This is a genomic window from Hymenobacter antarcticus, from assembly GCF_039539545.1.
Taxonomy (GTDB): Bacteria; Bacteroidota; Bacteroidia; order Cytophagales; family Hymenobacteraceae; genus Hymenobacter; species Hymenobacter antarcticus.
In genome coordinates this window covers 151,595-173,298 of the sequence record NZ_BAABDI010000004.1, presented here as the reverse complement: position 1 = coordinate 173,298, position 21,704 = coordinate 151,595, and the positions used below count along the sequence as shown (strand labels likewise).

Here is a 21,704-nt window from a genome sequence, read left to right as displayed (position 1 = left end):
AAAACACCTTTTTTTTCTGCACCTTATGAAAAGACGCGACTTTGTGGGCCTGACCGGCCTCGCCGCCGGAGCCCTGTTTTTGCCGAGCCTGCCGGGCTTTGGCTACGCACCCGTGGACCCCGCCCGCCTGCTGGAGCCGGGAGCCGATGTCATCGTGAAAAAGCGGCTGGCTGATGCCGCGCTCAACGCCGCGAAAACGGCCGGCGCGAGCTACGCCGACGTGCGCATTGGCCGCTCGCTGAACCAGTACGTGTTCACGCGCGAGAAGCAGGTGCAGAACATTGTGAGTACCGAGAGCTACGGCGTGGGTATTCGGGTGCTGGTGAATGGCTGCTGGGGCTTCGCCTCGACCAGCGTGGTGACCGAGGCCAGCCTGGCCGCCACCGCCCGCGTGGCCGTCGACATTGCCAAGGCCAACCGCCTGGTGATGAAGGAGCCCGTGCAGCTGGCCGCCCAGCAGGGCTACGGCGAAGTGAGCTGGAAAACGCCCATCCAGCAAAGCGCCTTCGAGGTGCCGGTGAAGCAGAAAGTAGATTTGCTGCTGGCCGCCAACGCCGCCGCCCTGGATGCGGGTGCCAACTACATCAACTCGGCCCTGTTTCAGGTGAACGAGCAGAAGTATTTTGCCAGCACCGACGGCTCGTATATCGACCAGGACGTGCACCGGCTCTGGCCCACGTTCTCGGCCACGGCCGTGGATACCAAGACCGGCAAATTCCGCTCGCGGGAGGCGCTGAGCGCGCCGGTGGGCCTGGGCTTCGAGTACCTCACGCCCAGCGCGGCCGAGCAGATTGCCGGGCCAGCCGGCACCGGCACGGTGGGCTACAAGCTACGCTACGACATCCTGGCCGATGCCGCGATGGCCGGCAAGCAAGCCAAAGCCAAGCTGACCATGAAATCCGTCACGCCCGGCAAGTACGATTTGGTGCTCGACCCCGGGCATTTGGGCCTCACGATTCACGAGTCCGTGGGGCACCCCACGGAGCTCGACCGCGTGCTGGGCTACGAGGCCAACTTTGCCGGCACCAGTTTCGCCACCTTGGAATGGAAGGCCAAAAACCTGCCCTACGGCTCGAAAGTAGTGAACATCGTGGCCGACAAGCTGCAGCCCGGCTCGGTGGGCAACGTGGGTTACGACGACGAGGGCGTGAAAACCCGCGAGTGGGACCTCATTAAGGAAGGCAAGCTGGTGAACTACCAGAAAATCCGGGACCAGGCGCACATCGTGGGCCAGAAGGAATCGGATGGCTGCGCCTACGCGCAGTCGTGGGAGGACGTGCAGTTCCAGCGCATGCCCAACGTGAGCCTGCGCCCCGGCCCCGCCAAAATGAGCGTGGATGAGATGATTAAAGGGGTTGACAAGGGCATTTACATTGCCGGCGCGGGCTCGTTTTCCATCGACCAGCAACGCTTCAACTTCCAGTTTGGCGGGCAGCTGTTCTTTGCCATCGAGAAGGGCAAAATCACGGAGCCGCTCGAAGACGTGGCCTACCAGTCGAATACCCAGGAATTCTGGGGGGCCTGCGCGGGCAGCTGCGACCAGTCGGACTACCGCATTTTCGGCACCTTCTTCGACGGCAAGGGCCAACCCAGCCAGGTATCGTCGGTGAGCCACGGCTCGGCCACCACGCGCTTCAACGGCGTGAACGTCATCAACACCGCCCGGAAGGTGTGATGCAAGAACAACCACTCCCCTCCTCAGATGAGGAGGGGATGTTTCCGCGCAGCGGAAACTGGGGTGGTTGAATTGATTGAACGGCACCCGAACGAGTCTCGGAACGACATCCGCGTGAGTCGTTCGGGTGTCGTTCAACACCCCAACCACCCCCGTCCGAGCCTGCGGCTCGAACATCCCCTCCTTGGTAAGGAGGGGAGTTTTTTCCACCTTCCCAAACCTGCAAAATCAACATCATGGCTATTCTCTCTAAAGACGAAGCCCAGACGCTCCTCAAAAAGGTCCTCAGCTACAGCACGGCCGACGAGTGCGCGGTGTCGCTGAACGGGCGCACCATGGGCAACATTCGCTACGCCCGCAACAGCGTGAGCACGGCCGGCGCGGCCGATACCGTGTCGCTGGCAGTGGAGTCGCGCTTCGGCAAACGCTCCGGCATTGCTACCTGCAACGAGTTCGACGACGCGGCTCTGCGCCGCTGCGTGCAGCGAGCCGAAGAAATCGCGAAGCTCGCGCCCGAAAGCCCGGAATACGTGCCGCTGCTCGGCCCCCAGACCTTTCTGAGCCCGCCCTCCACCGCTACCACGCTGCTCACGGCCGCCACTCGTGCCCAGGCCGCCGCCGACAGCATGGCCCTGTGCGCCGCCAAAAATCTCACCGCCGCCGGCTTTCTTGATGGCGGCACCCGGTTCCAGGCGCTGCGCAATTCCAAAGGGCTGGAAGCCTACCAGCAGTCGACCAACACCGACTTTTCGGTAACGGTGCGCACCGCCGACGGCCGCGGCTCGGGCTACGCCATTGCCGACGTGACGGACCCAGCCAAGCTCAATGCCAAAGCCCTCACCCAGCGCGCCGCCGACAAAGCCCTGGGCTCGGTGAACGCCAAGGCCATTGAGCCGGGAAAGTACACCGTGATTCTGGAGCCCGCCGCGCTGATGGACGGCGGCGACCTCTCGCTGCTCGGCGGCCTGATGTACGGCCTCGATGCCCGCTCGGCCGACGAGGGCCGCAGCTTCATGACCAAGAAGGGCGGCGGCAACCGCAAGGGCGAAAAGCTCTTCGACGAGCGCATCAACATCTACTCCGACCCCATGAATGCGGAGGTGCCCGGCAGCGCCTTCGACGGCGAGGGCCTGCCCACCAAGCGCCTGAGCTGGATTGAGAAAGGCGTGGTGAAGCAGCTGTACTACTCGCGCTTCTGGGCCGAGAAAAACAAGATGGCCGCCACGGCTTTCCCCAGCGGCTTCATCATGGCGGGCGGCACGCAAAGCACGGCCGAGCTCATCAAGGGCACCGCCAAAGGCATTCTGGTCACGCGCCTCTGGTACATCCGCGAAGTCGACCCCCAAACGCTGCTCTACACCGGCCTCACGCGCGACGGAACGTTCTACATCGAAAACGGGAAAATCAAATTCCCGATTAAAAACCTGCGCTTCAATGAGAGCCCGATTATTATGCTGAATAACATCGAGGCGATTGGGAAGCCCCAGCGGCTGGCGGGGTGTATGATTCCACCGCTGAAAATCCGGGATTTCACGTTCACGAGCTTGTCGGACGCGATTTAGGCTGAGCAAGAAAAGCAGAACGTCATGCTGAGCGTAGCCGAAGCATCTCGCGTGTGGTAGTAACTCAATCAATTGGATTACTTGAGCACGCGAGATGCTTCGGCTACGCTCAGCATGACGTTCTGGTTTTCCTTATTTCCCGCCAAATTGCAGCGCCGCGTACACCTGAAACACCCGGTTCTGCAGCCGTGGGTCGTTGATGCCCGACAGGTTTTTCGCGTCATTAATATCATTAAGCCCGGCTACCAGCCGGCCGCCCAGCGATAGACTGCCACCCAGCTTTAGCCCCACACCACCCACCACGCTGAAATCGTTGCGCTTGAACTCGCTGGTAGCCGGGCGCGACTCGTTGCCGTAAGCCGGCTGGCCATTTGGCGTGAAACCCACCTGCATCGTGCCCGACTTACTGGCGCTGAGCAGCACGCCGTACTGCGGCCCGGCCTCCACGAATACCGGCCCTAGGGTGAGTTTGAGCAAGATGGGCACCGTGAGGTAGTGCAGTTCGCTGTCGTAGTTGGTGAAGGCTGATTTCAGGTTGCCACCGGCTACCGAATACTGCACCTCGGGCTGAATGGACAGCGGCCCGAACAGGTTAGCCTCGTAGAAGGCCCCGACGTGGTAAAACGGTTTGTACGACGCGCTTTCGCCGTCGCGGCCGGTGAGCTCCGCTACGTTTAGCCCGCCTTTAATCCCGAACTGTGCCTGGGCCAGCGGCGTAATGAGCAAGCTCAACACCCCAATAATCAGCAGCTTTTTCATAGGACAAAGGAGTATATAGTGAGTGCGGTGAACCGGGGGCGGCCGATGATTCAGCAGTAGCTTCGCCGGCGGCTATGCCAGTTGGGTAAGCCGTAAAAGTAAATACCGCGCCGGCTGGCCAGAAAGTTGCGCGCTGGCTCGAAGCTGAAATACAGGGGCCCTGCCTCGGTTTAAACGCTGATAATTCAACGCCAAAGCAACTCGTTTATTTTTAGTCCGACTATCGCTCAGGCGCCCGGCTTACTCGTCCTAAATTTTCTTACGCTTCTACTTCGTCCGCTGTGCCCGCTGCCCCTTTCACTTTCGTGCGCCTGAAATACCACTCCGGCGACTGGGATGCCGTGGATGAGCGCATGCCGGCCAACTTGCTGCACTCGCTGGTACAGTACACCAAAGTACCCATCGACCCCAAAGAAAAAGTGGTGGCCCTCGATAGCCCGGAGCTGTTCAACTACCCGTTCTGCTACCTCTCGGGCCACCGGCTGGTGCAGTTTTCCAGCGCTGAGAAACAGAACTTTACCCAGTACGTGCGCAACGGCGGCTTCGTATTTGTGGACGACTGCAATCACGACATCGACGGCCTGTTTGCCCGCTCCTTTGAGGAGCAGATGCGCCAATGCTTCGGGGCCACTGCGCTCAGGAAAATTCCCAAAACCCATCCGATTTACTCCCAGTTTTTCACCTTCAAAGACGGTCCGCCCAATACCGGCTTCGAGCTGAATGGCTGGGGCGACGACCTCGTGCACGACTACCTGAAAGCTGTGGAAATAAAAGGCCGCATCGGCGTGCTGTATTCCAATAAAGACTACGGCTGCGAGTGGGACTACGACTTCCGCAACAAGCGTTTTTTGGCGGAGGACAACACGAAATTTGGGGTAAATATTCTGCTGTATGCCCTGACTTAGAACCGACTACAGAAACAGTCATGCTGAGCGAAGTCGAAGCATCTCTACCTCAGTAGTAATCAATGCTAGCACAGCGAAGCGGTAGAGATGCTTCGACTTCGCTCAGCATGACCGTTTTGCCCTTCCTCCAAATATCCGAATGACCGAACAAGAAGTAAACTCCCTGCTAGCCAAGCTACCGGTTCTCAAAGCCGAAATCGGCAAAGTCATTGTCGGCCAGGAAACTGTGCTGGATGAAGTGCTGGTGGCTTTACTAGCCGGCGGCCACGCGCTGCTCGAAGGCGTGCCCGGCCTGGCCAAAACCCTGCTGGTGCGCACGCTGGCCGCCGCCACCGATTTGCCCTTCCGCCGCATCCAGTTCACCCCCGATTTGATGCCCACCGACATCCTCGGCACCGAAGTACTGGAGGAGGACCACGGCACCGGGCACCGCTCATTCAAGTTCAATCCCGGCCCCATTTTCGCCAGCCTGGTGCTGGCCGATGAAATTAACCGGACACCGCCCAAAACCCAGGCCGCGCTGCTCGAAGCCATGCAGGAAGGCCACGTTACCTACGCCGGGCAGGAGCACGCACTGCCCAAGCCGTTCTTCCTGCTGGCCACCCAAAACCCCATCGAGCAATCGGGCACCTATCCCCTGCCCGAAGCCCAGCTCGACCGGTTTTTGCTCTACGTACGCATCGGCTACCCCACGGCCGACGAGGAGCTGGCCGTGCTGCGCGGCACCACCGGCGCGGCTGGGCAGGCCGTGCAGCCAGTGCTGGGCGGGGCCGACATCCGGGCCCTGCAGGCGCTGGTGCGGCAAGTCAGCCTCAGCCCCGAGCTAATGGATTTTGTGAACCGGCTGGTGCGCGCCACGCGGCCGGCTACGTCGGAAGTGAAGTTTATTAAGGACTACGGGCGCTGGGGCGCGGGGCCTCGGGCGGGGCAGGCGCTGATTCTGTGTGCCAAAGCGCGGGCCCTGCTGCACGGCCGCTTCGCCGCCACGCTGGAGGACATCCGCACGCTGGCTCCGCCGGTATTGCGCCATCGGGTGCTGCTTAATTTTAATGCCGAAGCGGAGAACCTGACTACCGATGATGCCGTGGTGGAATTGCTGAAAGCGGTTCAGGTTTAATCGTAGCGCGGACTTTGTAGTCCGCACCATTTTCTGATTCCCAACTACTCGCGGACTACAAAGTCCGCGCTACATTATGCTCTCCCCCGAACTACTGCACGGCCTGCACAACCTCTCCCTGGCCGCCCGGCAAGCGGCCGAGGGCTTCCTGAATGGCGCGCACGCCAGCCGGCGGCACGGCGCGGGCATGGAGTTCAGCCAGTACCGGCCCTACCAGCCCGGCGACGACCTGCGCCGCCTCGACTGGCGCCTGGCGGCCCGCTCGGACCGCTACTATTTGCGGGAGTCCGAAATCGATACCAGCCTGACCGTGCACCTGCTGCTCGACGCCAGCGCCAGCATGAACCACCGCGACGACAACGGCCTCACCAAGCTCGACTACGCGCGGCTGCTGCTGGCCGCGCTGTCCTACCTCGCCACCCAGCAAGGGGATGCCGTGGGCCTCACCATTCTCAGCCCAACCGGCCTGCGCCACCTGCCGCCCCGCGCCGATGCCCGCCAACTCCCGCGCCTCTACCACGCCCTCGAAACCGCCGAGGCCGCGGGGCGCTTCCCCGACACGGCCACCCTGGCTCCGCTCACGGCCCGGCGGCAGCGCGCCCTCACAGTCTGCGTGAGTGATTTGTATGAGTCGGAAGCTGAAATCAGCACTCTGCTCACCCGCCTGCGGGCTACCAGCGGCGACGTTCTGCTACTGCATTTATTATCCCATAACGAGCTTACATTCACCTACCAGGGTGCGGTTACCTTCCGCGATTTAGAAAGCGGCCAAACCCTGCAGATTGATGCCGACCAGCAGCGCCCGGCTTATCAGCAGCAGTTGCAACAGTGGCTGCGCGACACGGCCCAAACCGCCCGCCGCCAGGGCTTCGACTACCACCAGCTCAGCACCGCCGAACCGCTGGACCAAGCCATCCGAGAGTTTCTGCGGCGGCGAAATACTATAAACTGACCCAACCGAAACGGCACGCGCAGGTCTTCATCCGGACTTTAACTTCAATCGCCTTCTTTGTTCACGCTCCTCAATCCGTTTGCGCTGCTGGCCCTTCTCGGCCTTTTGGTGCCGGTGGCCATTCACCTGTGGAACCGCCGGCCGGGCCGCGAAGTGGCCGTGGGAAGCCTGCGCTGGCTGGCAGCCGGGGCCAACCGCCGCCTGCGCAACCTGAAGCTGGAGCAGGTGTGGCTGCTGCTGCTCCGCGCCGCGCTGCTGGCCGTGCTGGCCGTGGCCGTGGCGGAGCCCGTGTGGCGGCAGCGGCAGCCAGCCAGCCGGGGCCAGGTACTGCTGAGCCCCGAGGTGCTGGGCACGCCCGCTTTCACGGCCCTGCGGCCAACCATCGACTCGCTTCGGCGGCGGGGCTACGTGGTGCGCTGGCTGGCGAATGGGTTTTCTCGGGTGCCGAGTGGCGCTTGGCGAGCTGATTCGGCAGTCCGGCGCGGTGGCTCAATGGCGGGAAAGGCAACGGATGCCGAGCAGTCAAAAGGCTTTGCCTGGGCGCGTATGCAGGAGGCGGCCGACGTGTTTTCGGGCCAGCCGCTTTTTGTGGTGACATCGGCGGCAATGCGGAATTTTCAAGGGATTCACTCCCCGCTGCCCACGGCTGTGACTTGGCAACTACTTCCCAATGGTGTTGCCAACACCTGGCTGCAGGCCGCGGCCTTGCGCGCCGACAGCCTGCAGCTGCAGCTGCAGCTGGGCCAAAGCAATGAAATGCAGACCTCATTTCGGCTGGTTTCGGTGGCCCGGCCCCAGCCGGGTGCGGAACTGCGCGTGACCGGGTTGCCTGCATTGCGGTTTGAGAAGGACGCAACAGGGAGCCAATTGAAACCGTTGCGAATTAGTGGAGACACCCTGGCAAATCCAGCGCTGACCATCCCAGTGCGCACCCAGCCTTTGCACGTTATTATCTACGCAACAGCTGACTACGCGGCAGATGCGCGCTACCTGCGAGCGGCGCTGCGGGCCGCGGCCGTTGGCCTGCCCGTGCCGTTGGCTCTCACCACGACGGCCCAAATCCCTACTTCAACCACGCCTGCCGATTGGCTTTTCTGGCTGAGCGATGCGCCCCTGCCCGCCGAATGGCGCACCGCACTCAGCAAAGGCACCAAAATCTGGCAGGAAGCCCGAGGCGCAGGAGTGGCCGATACGGCAACCCTGGCAACCAACGAAGCTGTAGCAGCGGCAGTCGTCGTGTTCCGAAGAGACAAAATTGTGCCCCTGAAAACGGCCCTGCCGCTTTGGACGGATAGCCAGGGACGGCCCGTACTTACGCGCCAGGCGCAGGACGCCGGGGCGATTTACCAACTTCACACCCGTCTGGACCCAGCGTGGAGTGAGCTGGGCGACGACCCGGCCCTGCCCGCCCAACTGCTGGCGCTGTTGCAGCCAGCGCTTACCGACGGCCCTCCTGCTCCCGAAACGGCCCTCGACCAGGCGTTGGCAACCCAGGACCAGCGCGTACTTGACCCCGCGCAGCTTTTCAACGGCAGCGCTTCGCCAGCGAAAACAAACCCAGCCCCACTAATGCGTTTAACACCAGCGTTTCGCGTCACCGATTTGCGGCCCTGGCTGGTACTGGCCGCCGGGCTGCTGTTCCTGCTCGAACGCCTGCTCGCCCGCCGACGGGAAGTCCGGACCTTGTCTTCGCCACTATCATGAGCCAGGTACTTGATTCTTCGCTGACGACGGATGTAAACCAGGCCCGGCAGGCGCTTCGGGCCGTGGGCCGGCGCTACGTGGCCCGGCGGGTGGCGGCAGTGCTATTGCCGGCACTGGCCGGGGCGGCGCTGCTGGCAGTAGTGGGTGGGCAGTGGCCGGCAGCGGGGCCAGCGCTGGTGGTAGCGGCCAGCTTAGCTCTGGCTTTAATTGGATGGCAGCTGTGGCGCTTGCGGCAGGTGCGGCCCGCTACCATTACCCCCCGGCTCGACCGGCAGTTTGCGGAGCTGGAGGATAGCAGCGGCCTGCTGCTGCGCACTCCCGCAGACCTGAACTTACTGGAACAGCTTCAGCAGCAGCGGGTGGCACGGCGCGTGGGCGAGCTACGGGCAGCCGATGCGCTGACCTTACCCGTGGATTTTCGAAAAGCCGCGTGGCTGACGGGGATATTGATTCTGACCAGCGCCGTGGCCTGGTGGTGGCCAGCGGCGCAAACCGAAAAGCAGTCCGCCGGAGTACCCATTCACTTTTCAAATCCCAGTAAGCCCGCGGTGGCTGGTCAGGTGGTGCCCCGCATCACCGAAACGCAGCTGCTGGTAACGCCGCCGGCCTACACGCGCCTACCGGCTTTTGCCCCGGCGCAAGGCTCGTTTCAGTGCCCACAGGACGCCCGGGTGCGCTGGCAGGTACGCGTGAGCGGCAATGCGCGACAAGCCCCTGAGCTGGAGCTGGGCCGGCAGCGGGTGAGGCTGCGGCCCGTGACCGGGCAAGCCGGCACGTTTTTCACCGAGCAGCTGCTCACCAGCTCCACCCTGTACCGGCTGCGGTTCGCGGGCACGGTTTCGGATGATTATGCCATTGATGTGCGGCCCGACCAGGCCCCGGTCCTGCGCATCATCACCCCCAAATCCTACACGCTGGTAGCCGCCATCGGCCAGCGGCCCGAGGTGCCGATACGGGCCTCGGTGCGCGACGACTACGGCCTGAGCCGGGCCGAGCTGGTTATCACCGTGGCCCAGGGCCAGGGCGAGGCGGTGAAATTCCGGGAGGTGCGGCGCGATTTGAGCGCGAGCCTGGGCGGCAATTCCGCGCAGGCCACGCTCACCAGCCAGCTCAGCCTGCCCAACCTGGGCCTGACGTACGGCGACGAGCTCTACTTCTACCTCACGGCCCGCGACAACCACGGCCACACCACCCGCACCGATGCCTACCTCGTGCAGTGGCAGGACACGGCCGTGACCGACAGCCCTACCGACATGGGCATGGGCGTGAAAGTAGCCCCGGCCTACTTCCGCAGCGAGCGTCAAATTATCATCGATACCGAAAAGCTCATCGCCGAAAAGCCCAAGCTGGATGCTGCCACCGTGGCCAGCCGCGCCAACGACCTGGGCTTCGACCAGCAGAGCCTGCGCCTGCGCTACGGCAAGTTTATGGGCGAAGAATCGGAAGCCGGCATCGGGGCCCAGGCTCCGCGTTCGCCCATTGCCGAGGATGATGACGCCCCCGCCAGCCCCACCGCCGAGGCCCCGGAGCAGCACGATGAGCACGACGGCCACGACCACGGCAGCGCGCCGGTTTCGCCCGCCAAGGCCTCGCCCACCGCCGAAACCGACGCCTTGATGGACCCCTACATCCACAAACACGACGACTCCGAAACGGCCGACTTCCTGGAGCCCGCCGTGAAAGCCAAGCTCCGCGCCGTGCTCGACCAGATGTGGGCGGCCGAGCTGCGCCTGCGCACCGGCCAGCTCAAAGAAGCCCTTCCCTACGAGTACCGCGCCCTGCGCCTGCTCAAGCAGGTGCAGCAGCAAACCCGCGCCTTCGTCAAAAAAGCCGGTTTCACCCCGCCGCCCATGCCCGAAGCTACCCTGCGCCTCACCGGCGAGCTGGCCGGGGCCGCCGTGCCCCGCCGCCAGCAGATGCTGCCGGCTCCCGCCACCCAACCCACCGTGCGCGCCGCCCTGCGCTGGCTGGCCGCTGCCGATAGCGGCCAGCCCGGCCGCCCCGCCGATGCCGCGCTGCTCGACCAGGCCGGCACCGCCCTGGCCGGCGCGGCCCTGAGCCGGCCGGGCGCGTACCTGCCAGCCCTGCGGGCCTTGCGCGAGCTGGGGGCCGATGTCCGGGCCGGGCGACCCACCCGCGCCGCCGCCCGGCAGCCCGTCGCCCGCGCCCTCACCGATTTGCTGGCTGCCCCCACGCCCACGCCCCCCGCGGTGCCCGCCCCCGACCGGCTGGCCCGGCGCTACTTCCAGGAATTAAGCCGCTAGTCCGTTGCCCACTCTGTCCCCGAATCCGGTTATTTATTACGGCCTGCTGGCATTTTGCCTGCTGCTTGGCCTCGGGCTGATGGTAATGGCCTGGCAGCGCCCCCGCCAGCGGCAGCGCGTGGCGCGCATGCTGGCCGGCGCGGTAGCCGCGGGCGCGCTGTGGCTCACGGCGTTTCCGCCCTTGCGCCACCTGCCCGCCGCCCGCGCCGAAGCCATTCTGCTCACCGACAGTTATTCGCCCGACACCCTGCGGCAGTTATTGCGGCAGCTGGGCGCGGGCACGCCGGTCTGGGCTTATGGCGACGTAAAATTGCCTCCTAAAGCCAAGCCGCTGGCCAGTCTACTCACGCTGGCCGAGCAGCGGCCGGCCCTGCGCCGCCTGCACGTACTGGGCCAGGGCCTGTCTGCCACCGAATTGCCCACGCTTGGCCAACTACCGTTGCGGCTGCACCCAGGCGCGCCCTTCGGGGGCTTCCGCACGGCTTTCTGGCCGGCAAAGCTGAGTTTGGGGGAAGCCCTGAAAGTAGAAGGCTCCGTGACGGCACTGGCCGGGGCTGGCTCGGCCTGGGTGGTTTTGCGCGCCGCCGGCACCGGGCGCGACTCGGTGAAACTACCCACCGGAAGCGGGGCCTTTCGGCTGCGGTACCAGCCCAAAGCCGCCGGGCTGGCTACCTACGAATTGCTGCTGCGCCGACCAAATCAGCCGCTGTACACGGAGCCCGTTCCCGTCGAAATCACCACGCCCACGCTGCCGGCCGTGCTGCTGCTCACCGCCACGCCTTCCTTCGAATTCAAGTTCCTGAAAAACTACCTGGCCGAAGCCCATTACCCAGTGGCCCTGCGCACCAGCGTGAGCCGGGGCCTGGTACAAACCGATTTCACGAACCAGCCCGCCCTGGCCCTCGACCGCCTCACGCCCGCGCTGCTCACTCGTTACCAAGTCCTGATTGCCGATGCGGCCACGCTGGCCGCCCTTACTGCTGCTGAAACCCAGGCGCTGCAAGCCGCGGTCGGCGCGGGTCGCCTCGGTCTCATCACATTAGCTGAAGCGGCGCCCCTGCCGCGCGCCGTGCCCGGCCGCGCCGACTTCACCATTCGGGCCCGCCCTGCGGCTCCGGCCGCGCTCCCAGCCCTTAGCTGGCCCGATGCGCCCGGCGAGGCGCGCGCCCCGCTGCCCGCCCAGCTTCAGCCCCATCCCAACCTGCGCCCCCTCATCACCGGGCCCAACCGGGTGCTGGTGGCCGCCAGCCGGCGCGTGGGCCTGGGCTTTGCCGTGGTTTCGACGGTGCCCGAAACGTTTCGGTGGGCCCTGCAAGGACACGCCCCCGTGTACGCCTCGTTCTGGAACCGGCTGCTGACAGCCGCCGTGCCGCCCGCCCCAATGGCGGCCATCTGGCGCACCGGCACGCGCTGGCCGCGAACTTACCAGCCGCTTTCACTGCACCTGACCGCAGCCTTCCCCAGCGCGCAGCCAACCGTAGCGGCGCTGGCCGGTGGCCCCACCGCCCGGTTGGCCCTGCGCCAGGATGCCCGCCTACCCGAGTGGAGTACGGCGCAGTTCTGGCCCGGCGCGGCGGGCTGGCACCAGGTACGCGGGCCCCAACGGGCTACCCACAATTTCTACGTGTACCCCGCTGCTGCCTGGCCGGGTCCGGAACTGGCGGAACGCCGGCAGGCAGCAGCGCAAAGAACCACTGCATCGGCAGCTTCTCAGGCAGCTCAAGTCACCATCACGGAGCCGTGGCCGGCCGGCTGGTTTTTTGGTTTGTTCCTGCTGGCGGCCGGGTATTTGTGGTTGGAAGAAAAGCTATAAGAAGCGGTTTTGAAGCTGGGATGTAGCGCGGACTTTGTAGTCCGCGTCTGGTTCGTCCAGACGCGGACTACAAAGTCCGCGCTACATATATACGAACCTGGAAAGCGCTGTAAACAGCTTTTGAGGGAGGTATTTCAGGCAGCCGACTACTCCACCACCAGCTTTTTCACTACCACGCCCGCCGCGGTTTGCAGGCGCAGCGAGTACACGCCGGGGGCCAGGTTGGCCAATGGCAGGGTGTGCGTGGCCACGCCGGCGGGCAGCTGCTGCCGGAGCACCGTCCGCCCCAATCCGTCGAGCAGGGTGGCCGATATTGGAGCGTGGCGTAGCGCGGCCGGCAGCGCCACCGCCACCGACGTGGTAGCCGGGTTGGGATATAGCGCCACCTGGCGGGCCAGGCTGGCCGCCGCCGCTCCCAGCACGCCCGCCTGCTGCACGAACAACAGCTCGAAGCGCGGCGTCGTAGCGAGGACGTTCAGCGTAAAGGCGTAGCGGGGCTGCTGCTGCAGGTCGATGAGGACCCCGGCCTGGAGGTCGCGCAGGTACACGCGGGTGCCGGCGGGCAGGTTCAGCAGCTGGCTGGCTTCCAGGGTGTAGGCTCCGGTGGCGGGGCCCCACACGGCCAGCGGCACGGTCAGGTCGGGAGCGCCGGGCACCAGCAGCGGGCGGCCGTCAATGGCCAGCTCAGTGCCGGCAATCTGGGTGGCCAGATTCAGGCCGGTGGTGTTGGGCAGCTTCACGGCGTCGAACTGCGCGTCGAAGCCGGATTTGGCACCGGTTTCGAAGTAGACATACAGGTCGTCGCGCAGCCCGCTGGCGGCGGCCTGCAACCCGAGCTGCACCTGCGGCCGCAGGTCGGCGGTGGTCCGGAGCATGGCGGTGGCGTCGAAGGTGGTCAGCCGCTGGCTGTTGCGGAAAGTGAAGCTGCCGCCGGTCTGGGCCGCGCTCACCCGCACAAAAAAGCCTTGCCCCACCGGCACCACGGGGTTGCCGCCCAGGCCGTTGGCGAAGGTGCGGTACTGCCCGGTATAGCGGCCGGCCGTTTCGAACACGTAGCTGGCCCCGTCGAGGTTAGCGCGGTCGGCCGCGGCCACGGTGTTCAGGGCGAGCGGGGCCGGATAGGGGTTGCCCAACAGGGCCCAGCCCGCGCCGGCGGCCGTAGCGCCGGTGTTGCGGCTCAGGGCCACGGTCTGGTCGCCGTTGTTGAGGGCACCCACAAAATCCACCAGCTCGCCGCCACCGATTTGCACGGTGTAGCCCCGGCCCACCGCGAGGGCATCGGTAGGAGCCGCCAGCGAAAACCAGCCCTGGTCGAAGGGCGTCATGTTGCTGGTCACGGTAGCCAGCCGCGCCTGGTCGTAGCCATACACGGTAGGAAAGGGTGTCACGGCACCGGGCGTGGGCGAAGTGTTGTAAGCGCTGTTCAGCACCGGCGCGAAGCCGGCCGTGACCAGGTCGGCCACGGTGGTGTTGCGCACTGGCGCGCTGTAGTGGCGGTAGCCCAGGCCCGGGTTCAGGCGGGGGTCGAGGTAGCGCTGCACGATGGCGTCGCCGTTCACCACCCCGTTGCTGTTCACCACCAGCGCCGTGCCGCCCGGCCCGGAGAGCAAGGTGAAAGCATTCCCGTTGGTGCTCAGGTTAGCCCCCAGAGTCAGTACCCGCTGCAGGGCGGCTGTCCCGCTCAGCATGGCCCCGGCGGCGCCCACGCTCAGGTTCCAGAAGCGGGCCTCGCGGGTGCCGCCCACGGCCTGTGCGGCCGCTCCGCTCAGCGCCACTGTGCCGCCGGTGGCGGTGTAGGCACCGTTAATTACGAAGGCGCCTTTCAAATCGAGCGTGGCGCCGCTCTGGTTCAGTTGGCCGTCGGCGTCCAGGGTCAGGGTTTTGGCGGTGGGTACGCCGACCGTGAGCAGCGGGTAGCGCGGGGCACCGGCCGGAATCCGGGCATCGAGCGTCGGGGTGGGCACGCCCCCGGTCCAGTTATTGGCATCGAACCAGTCGGTGCTCACGCTGCCGTTCCAGATGGCCACGGGGCCGGTGGTAGTGAAAGCAACCACGCTGCTGTAGGCCGTGCCGGCCGTGCTGATGGCATAGGCCCGCACATAGTAGGTGGTGGAAAGCGTGAGCCCCGATGCGGTGGCCGAAAAGCTGCCCGTGCCGCTGCCGATGACCAGCTGCGTGGCGCTGCCAATGGCCGGCACCACGTTGGAGGCGCTGTACACCACGCCGCGCTCGGTGACGCCCGCGCCGCCGGTTTGGGTAACGGTGCCGCCGAGGATGGCCGATGTTGAGGTGAGGGCGCTGGCCGCGCCCGTCACCACGGTGGCCACCGTGGGCGTGGCCAGGGCCGTGATGTCGCTGCCGACGGGGTAGTTGCCGATTTGCGCCCCGTTGGTCAGGCTAATCACCCGAATGCCCCGGCTCACGGTTTGGCCTTCGTAGATAAATGCCCGGTTGTTGCCCGCATCCAGCCCCAGGTGCCGCGGCGAGTTGGTGACGGACGAGGCCACCAGGGCGGCACCGCTGCCATCGGGCCGGAAACGGCGGAGGGCATCGGCCGCGTTCTGGGCGTTCGACACGCCGGACGTGAGGTAGTAAATGAAGTTCGAGCCCTGGTCGTACTCCAGGCCCGTTGCGTGCTCTACCACAGCCGTGGTGCGCGTCGGTGCGTAGCTCGAAAAGTTCAGGGCGTTGATGGCCCGCGCGCCTGGGGCGTCGTCGTAGAAATACAGCTCCCCGCCGCCCACGTTCAACACCAGCAGCTGCGGGGCCGCAGCCAGCGACGCCTTGAGCACCTGGGTACCGGTGCCGTCGGCACGCACGCGGCTCAGCGCGTCGGCGGCTTCCACCACCGCGTCGTCGGGGCCTGCGGTGAGGTAGTAGAGGTAGTCGGCCGCCGCGTCGTAGCGCATGGCCGTAACGGCGCCGTTCACCGCGAAGGAGCGAATAAGGGCTCCGGTGCTCATATTCAGCACCTTGATGGAGCGGTTGGCGGGCTCCGACTCGTAGACGAAGGCGCGGGTGGCGTCGCCGTCGAGCGCCAGCAGGAAAGGCGAGCCGGTGATGGCCGAGGCGATGACCACGGGGTTGGTGCCGTCGTAGTCGATACGCGTCAGGGCGTCGTCGCTGGTAGTGGTGCCGCCGGGGTTGCTGCCGCCGCTGCTCGCCGTGAGGTAAAATACCTGGGCCTGGCCGGGGACAGCCAGGCCCAACAGCAGCGCCAGCAGCCCCACGGTATACCAAGTGCCGCCGGTAGGCGCGGAAGGGTAAGGTTTTTTCATGGGGAATTCGAAAATAGGCCGCCCTAACTAAGCGGTAACCGTGGGTGAAACACTTGCTCATTGCCAGATAAGCAGTCGGAAACAGGTGGCAGGGTAAAATCCTGCTCCTTGGTTCTCTACTGTATATCGGAAGCCCACTTTTAGGGCCGCTCAACGACAGGCAGGGCCGTTATTAGCCACTACCAAAGTTCCGACCCAACTACCCCACGACCTAACCTAAGACCTACCCAAAATGCGGTAGATGCCGTCCACGCATCAACCACTTGCCGTGAAGGTCAATACGAAAGGTATGCATCTCTATATCATTCTGATAACTCAATAATCAAGTAACTTAATAGCCACAAAAAAAGAGGCCCCTGCCATAGCAGAAGCCTCCTTTTTTGCAAACCGGAGTTCGACTAGTTTTTCTCGACGCGGCGCACGGCCGTTACCGAGCCCTGACGAACCTCGAGCAGGTACACACCGGCCGCCAGGCTGGCGGGCAGGCGCACCTCGTGGTTGGCCGCGAGGGTTGCGGGGGCCAGCACGATGCGGCCGGTCAGGTCGCGCAGGGCTACCGTAGCGGTAGCCACCGACGGCAGCACAACCGTGATGCGGTCAGTAGCCGGGTTCGGGAACACCGTGAGGCCGGGCAGGGCCTGGGTAGCCAGCGTGGCCGACACCAGGTTGAAAGGCGTGGCGCTGGTGGCCGTGCCGCCGGGCGTTACCACCGCGATGGTACCGCTGATGCTGCCCGTGCCGTTGGGCACTACGAACGTGATGCTGGTAGCCGATACCACCGTATAGTTCGGCACGTTGAACGTACCGATGCGGATAGCCGTGGCACCGAGCAGGTTGGTGCCCGTGACGGTCACCGTGGTACCGGGGCCGCCCGAGGTAGGCGTGAAGCTGGTGATGGTGGGCACAGGGTTGGTCAGGGTGAACGTCACGGCGTTGGAAGTACCACCGCCGGGGGTGGGGTTAAATACCGTCACGCTGTAGGTGCCGGCCGGAGCGCCGGCCGGTACCGTACCCGTCAGCTGCGTAGCCGAAACGAAGGTGCTGGGGATGGGCGCACCGTCTACGTTCACTACCGAAGCAGCGGTGAAGCCCGTGCCGGTAACCGTTACCGTTGGAGTGGAGCCTACTACGGCCGTGTTCGGCGTGATGCTGGTGATGGTCGGCACCGGGTTGGCCGGGGCCGTGAAGTTCGAGATGGAAATGTCATCAATGCTGATGCGCACCGTGGTAGCCAGCGTGTTGGTGATACGGAAACGCACGTTGCCAGCCTGGTTCACCGTGAAGGTGTAGGGCGTGAGCGTGTTGGTGAGCGTAGCGGGGGCACCGGGTACGGTGGTGAAGGTTACGCCGCCATCGGTCGATTTTTCGAGGATGAACGAAGCACCCGTGTCAATGCCGTACAGGGCCGCGTTCACGATAACCGTGCCGGCACCGGTGGTTTTATCGAAATCCATGCGGATGAAGCCGGCGCGGATACGAGCCGATTTCAGGCCGTTGAAACGGTCGGAGAACGTGGTGCCGATGAGAGCATCCGAGAACGTCCAGGCACCGCTGGCGAGCGTGACGGAAGCCGCGGCGTAGCTGGTCTTGGTGCCGGTTTCGAAGTTCTCATAAGCGCCGGCCGTGCTCGGGTTGCTCACCGTGAAGGTGTTGATGTTCGACGTGCCGGCCGTGTTCGTCACGGTCACGGCGTAATTGCCGGCCGTGGCCACGGCGCTGGCCGGGATGGTAACTACCAGCGACGTTGCCGTACTGCTGGTCTGGGCGTAGCTCACGCCGTTGAAGCTCACCGTGGAAGCCGGCGTGAAGCCCGTACCCGCGATGGTGAGGGTAACGGCCGCACCGCCCGCCACCTGGGCGCTGGGCGTGAGGGACGTAATGGTGGGGATTACCACCGGAGCTGATACCGTGAAGGTGCCGGTGCTCGTGGCCGTGCCGCCGGGGGTGGTCACGGTGATAGTACCGCTGGTAGCGCCGGTAGGCACATCAAACATCACCGAAGTAGCGCCCATCACCATGAAGTTAGTTACGGCCAGGCCGTTGAGCGTAGCGCCGGTTGCGCCGGTGAAGTCCGTACCCGTTACGGTTACGGTAGTACCCACCGGGCCGCTGGTGGGCGTGAAGCTCGTGATGGTGGGCACGGGGGTGGCGGCCGTGGTCACGGTGCCGGTCACGGCCACGTTCTGGGTGGTAGCGCCGGTGCTGGCCACGGTCACGTTGCCAGTGAAAGGGCCGGCAGTGGTGCCAGCCAAACGAACATATACGGGCGTGCTGGCGGCGGCACCGCCCGTCTGGGCTACGGTCACCGAAGCGGCGAAGCCCGTGGTGGCGCTCAGCGAAACTTCGTAGCCGGCCGGGGCCGTCACCACCAGGCCAGCGGTAAGGGTAGTTCCGCCCACGGTCACGGTCTGGGTAGCCGAAGGCGTGCCCACTACCGTGGAGAAAGCGGTGAGGCTGGCGGGCGTGGCGGTGATGGTAGCGGTGGGCGCGGTGCCGCAGGCGCTGGTGTTCAGCGGGGCATCGGTGGCGGTGAGCACTACGGCGGTGAGGCCCGTTACGGGGTTCACCGTATTTGCGCCGCTGGGCCAGATGCCGTCGGCATCGGAGGCGCAGCCGACCAAAGTACCGTCAACCACCGAACGCTGCTCTACGCGGCGCACACCGCTGGGCAATACGTTGGGGATAAGGGTATTCCAGTCGCCGGCAGCAGTGGTGTAGTAGGCCGGCACGCTGGCTACGGCAGCACCGGTAGCGGCAATGGCTTCCACTACGGTCAGGCCCAGGGGGCGGCCGGTGCCGGCCACGTTGTCGTACACGGCCACCAGGTTTTTCGGGGTGGCCGACGAGCTGCCTTTAAAGCCGGTAGCATCGGTGGCGGTGGTGCCGGTGCCGAGGGCCAGCGCGGTCAGGGTCTGGTCGAGGGCCAGGCGCTTCTCGATTACCGTGGGCGTGGCATCGGGGGCTAGCACGATGGTGGCATACACGGTATTGCCGGCTGTGAAGCGGGCATTACCGGTGTTCAGAAAGCCAAACCAGCCGGTGTACGTACCGGTGGCGCTGGTGGTGAACGTGCCGTAGTTGCCGGCGGTGGTCAGGCTGGCCGTGCTGGTGTAAGCGTAAGCAGTGGCGGCGGGCGTAGCGCCGGGGGTGATGAGCAGGGGGTTGCCAGCACCCGAGTTGGCCGTACCCAAGTCGGTGCTGATACCGGCCTGGTTGAAGTAGCGGTAGAGCGTGTTGGGGGTGAGGTTGCTGACCGTGGCCCGGAACAGCACCGGCACCCGCGTGGCCGTGCCGCTGCTGGTGTACTGCGGCACGATGACGCCGGTGAAATCGGCCTGGGTTAGGTTCTGCGCCTGCCCCATCAGGGGTAGGAGCAGCAGTAGCGTTGCCAGACAAGCCAGCAACCGCGTCGTGAAAAAGTGCTTCATATGAAGGGAAAAAGAGTAAAAGAGGAAGGTTTAAAAAGTGAATTTTCGAAATGCAGTCAACTGCCCAAACATGCCTCAAAGATAGCGGCCTGCCCCCACTCGGCAGGTTACGGATTTATGACCTTGCCTTGGCGCGCCCACTTGTCGGTTCGCCAGTGATTCCAAAGCGTCACCTTACTCCCAGAGCGGGTAGTGCTCCAGATGGACTTCCTGCTCGAAGAATAGCCGCGTGCTTTCCTCAAATGAGCGGGTGAAATCGGACACGTAGAAATGGTGCGCCGGCGGCGTGGCCGAAGCCGGAGCCAGCAGCCCGTGGGCCGCCAGGTAGGCTTCGGCATCGGCCGCTACCACGTCAGAGGCATCGAGCACGTCGACCTGACCGGCGTAGAAGCGCGCAATCTGCTCCTTGATGAGCGGGTAGTGCGTGCAGGCCAGCACCAGCGCGTCGATATCGGCCAGAGCAGCGTTGCTCAGGTAAGCACCAATAATGTCGTCGCTGATGGAATTTTTGAAAAAGCCTTCCTCAATCATCGGTACCAGCAGCGGGGTGGCCAGGGAGTGCAACTCCACGGCGGCGTCGAGGTTGTCGACTTTCTTCTTATACACGTTGGAATTCACGGTTTGCTTCGTGCCGATGAGGCCCACGCGGCGCCCCGCATACGCCCGGCCCAGGTGCGCTACAATGGGGTCAATCACGTTCAATACCCGCGCTTTGCTGCCCACGTACTCGCGCACCAGCTCGTAGGCGGCGGCCGAGGCCGAGTTGCAGGCAATCATAATCAGCTTGCAGTTCTGGCGCAGCAGCAGGTCGCAAATCTTGACGGAATAGGCCTGGATGGCGGCCGCGCTTTTGTCGCCGTAGGGCAGATGGGCGGTATCGCCGAAGTACACGATGCGCTCGTGGGGCAAGCGCCGGGCCACGGCCCGCGCCACCGTGAGGCCGCCAATGCCGGAGTCGAACATGCCAATGGGCCGGGCGGCCAGGGCCGCGGCCGCACCAGCGGCCTCGGAAGCAACAGCAGTAGTCATGCGGCAAAGGTAGGCCGGGTGCGCGGCTGCCGTTTATATATTCAATTTCCTGTTTCCTGAAAACCCTCGCTATATTTCCGCCCCCACCAAGCTCGCTCCCCATCCATGAGCACTATTTTAACTGAGATTGACCAGGCGCTGGCCACGCACGACGCCCGCCGGGGCCGGCCCGTGGCCATCTACCTCGGCGAGCGCAAGCTCACCCAGCTCACCCTCGATGCCGCCCGCGATGCCCTGCCCGACCTCAGCACCGACGACGGCCGCCCCCGCACCTACCGCAACCTGGAGCTGTTGCGCGACGAAGTGAACGTGGACGTGGTGCGGGTGATTTAGGGCAGAAGAATGTGAGGGTAAGAGGGTAAGCGGGTAAGCGGGTAGGAGGGTAAGAGGGAATGTGAGTTTGTCCTACCCTCTTACCCTCCTACCCTCCTACCCTCCTACCCTCCTACCCTCCTACCCTAAACCACCCTAAACCACCCTAAACCACCCTACTTCAGCACCGGCTGCAACACCGCCCACACCGTGCGGGCCACTATGCGGTGCCCGGTGGGCGTGGGGTGAATGCCATCGGGCTGATTCAGCTTCCGGTCGCCGCCCACGCCTTCGAGCAGGAAGGGAATCAGCACCAGCTTGTTTTTAGTGGCGATTTCCTGGTAAACGGCTTTGAAATCACGGGCGTAGGCTTGGCCGAGATTGGGCGGAATCTGCATGCCGGCCAGCACGATTTGGGCCTTGGGACTGCGCCGCCGCACCGTGTCGATGATGCCTTGCAGGTTGGCGCGGGTAGCCGTGAGGGGCAGGCCGCGCAGGCCGTCGTTGCCACCCAGCTCCAGCACGAATACGTCTACCGGCTGGCGCAATATCCAGCCCACGCGGCTGCGGCCGCCGGCGGTGGTTTCGCCGCTCAGGCCGGCGTTTATCACCTCATAGCCCAGTTTGAGGGAGTCTATTTTATCGCCAATCAGCGCGGGAAAGGCTTGCTCCGGCTCCACGCCATAGCCGGCCGTGAGGCTGTTGCCGAAAAAAAGCAGGCGCTTGCTCGTCACTTTTGCGGCGGCTGGCGCTTGCGTGGCGGGCGTTTGTGAAGCAACCGGCGGCTCGGCCGTGGGGCCGGAATTGCAGGCGGTGAGGGCCAGGCCCAGCAGGGCGGCGAAGGGCAAATGCAGGAATTTCATAAGCAGTGTTTGAGGCACGAAACCGTAAAGCCGGAAAACATGC

At 64.6% G+C, this 21,704-nt stretch carries 14 protein-coding genes; 9 read left to right on the top strand and 5 right to left on the bottom strand.

Annotated features, from left to right (window positions below; genetic code table 11):
- The first annotated feature begins 25 nt into the window (after positions 1-25).
- On the top strand, positions 26-1,675 hold the full coding sequence (locus ABD819_RS05150; RefSeq protein WP_345121707.1) for a TldD/PmbA family protein: 1,650 nt from the start codon (positions 26-28) through the stop codon (positions 1,673-1,675).
- 236 nt (positions 1,676-1,911) lie between these two features.
- Positions 1,912-3,237: a TldD/PmbA family protein gene (locus tag ABD819_RS05145; RefSeq protein WP_345121705.1), complete on the top strand. Its 1,326-nt coding sequence runs from the start codon at positions 1,912-1,914 to the stop codon at positions 3,235-3,237.
- A 132-nt stretch (positions 3,238-3,369) separates the two neighbouring features.
- On the opposite strand, the gene ABD819_RS05140 is transcribed toward ABD819_RS05145, so the two are convergent.
- A complete protein-coding gene (locus ABD819_RS05140; protein WP_345121703.1) occupies positions 3,370-3,996 on the bottom strand; it encodes a porin family protein in 627 nt (208 codons plus the stop codon).
- 281 nt (positions 3,997-4,277) lie between these two features.
- Between ABD819_RS05140 and ABD819_RS05135 the strand changes: the two genes are divergently transcribed.
- From ABD819_RS05135 to ABD819_RS05110, 6 genes are all read left to right on the top strand, one after another.
- Positions 4,278-4,901: a DUF4159 domain-containing protein gene (locus ABD819_RS05135; RefSeq protein WP_345121701.1), complete on the top strand. Its 624-nt coding sequence runs from the start codon at positions 4,278-4,280 to the stop codon at positions 4,899-4,901.
- 139 nt (positions 4,902-5,040) lie between these two features.
- A complete protein-coding gene (locus ABD819_RS05130; RefSeq protein ID WP_345121700.1) occupies positions 5,041-6,018 on the top strand; it encodes an AAA family ATPase in 978 nt (325 codons plus the stop codon).
- A 76-nt stretch (positions 6,019-6,094) separates the two neighbouring features.
- Entirely contained in the window at positions 6,095-6,970 is an 876-nt protein-coding gene (locus ABD819_RS05125) for a DUF58 domain-containing protein (RefSeq protein WP_345121698.1), read from the top strand.
- Positions 6,971-7,027: 57 nt separating this feature from the next.
- Positions 7,028-8,674 (top strand): BatA domain-containing protein, encoded by a 1,647-nt coding sequence (locus tag ABD819_RS05120; RefSeq protein ID WP_345121696.1) that lies wholly within the window; start codon positions 7,028-7,030, stop codon positions 8,672-8,674.
- Complete coding sequence (locus ABD819_RS05115) at positions 8,671-10,938, top strand: hypothetical protein (protein WP_345121694.1); 2,268 nt, start codon at positions 8,671-8,673, stop codon at positions 10,936-10,938. The genes ABD819_RS05120 and ABD819_RS05115 overlap by 4 nt, the downstream gene beginning before the upstream one ends.
- A 4-nt stretch (positions 10,939-10,942) precedes the next feature.
- Positions 10,943-12,751: a hypothetical protein gene (locus tag ABD819_RS05110; protein WP_345121692.1), complete on the top strand. Its 1,809-nt coding sequence runs from the start codon at positions 10,943-10,945 to the stop codon at positions 12,749-12,751.
- 146 nt (positions 12,752-12,897) lie between these two features.
- On the opposite strand, the gene ABD819_RS05105 is transcribed toward ABD819_RS05110, so the two are convergent.
- From ABD819_RS05105 to murI, 3 genes are all read right to left on the bottom strand, one after another.
- A complete protein-coding gene (locus ABD819_RS05105) occupies positions 12,898-16,029 on the bottom strand; it encodes a T9SS type A sorting domain-containing protein (RefSeq protein WP_345121690.1) in 3,132 nt (1,043 codons plus the stop codon).
- A gap of 398 nt (positions 16,030-16,427) precedes the next feature.
- Positions 16,428-19,457 carry a beta strand repeat-containing protein gene (locus ABD819_RS05100; protein WP_345121688.1) on the bottom strand — a complete coding sequence of 1,010 codons (3,030 nt, stop codon included), beginning with the start codon at positions 19,455-19,457 and terminating at the stop codon, positions 16,428-16,430.
- 174 nt (positions 19,458-19,631) lie between these two features.
- Positions 19,632-20,486 carry a glutamate racemase gene (murI, locus tag ABD819_RS05095; protein WP_345121686.1) on the bottom strand — a complete coding sequence of 285 codons (855 nt, stop codon included), beginning with the start codon at positions 20,484-20,486 and terminating at the stop codon, positions 19,632-19,634.
- A gap of 105 nt (positions 20,487-20,591) precedes the next feature.
- Here murI and ABD819_RS05090 point away from each other — a divergent pair, with 105 nt between their 5' ends.
- Positions 20,592-20,819 (top strand): hypothetical protein, encoded by a 228-nt coding sequence (locus ABD819_RS05090; RefSeq protein WP_345121684.1) that lies wholly within the window; start codon positions 20,592-20,594, stop codon positions 20,817-20,819.
- Between the two features lie 155 nt (positions 20,820-20,974).
- Here ABD819_RS05090 and ABD819_RS05085 read toward each other — a convergent pair whose 3' ends face one another.
- A complete protein-coding gene (locus ABD819_RS05085) occupies positions 20,975-21,661 on the bottom strand; it encodes an arylesterase (RefSeq protein WP_345121682.1) in 687 nt (228 codons plus the stop codon).
- Positions 21,662-21,704 lie beyond the last annotated feature (43 nt).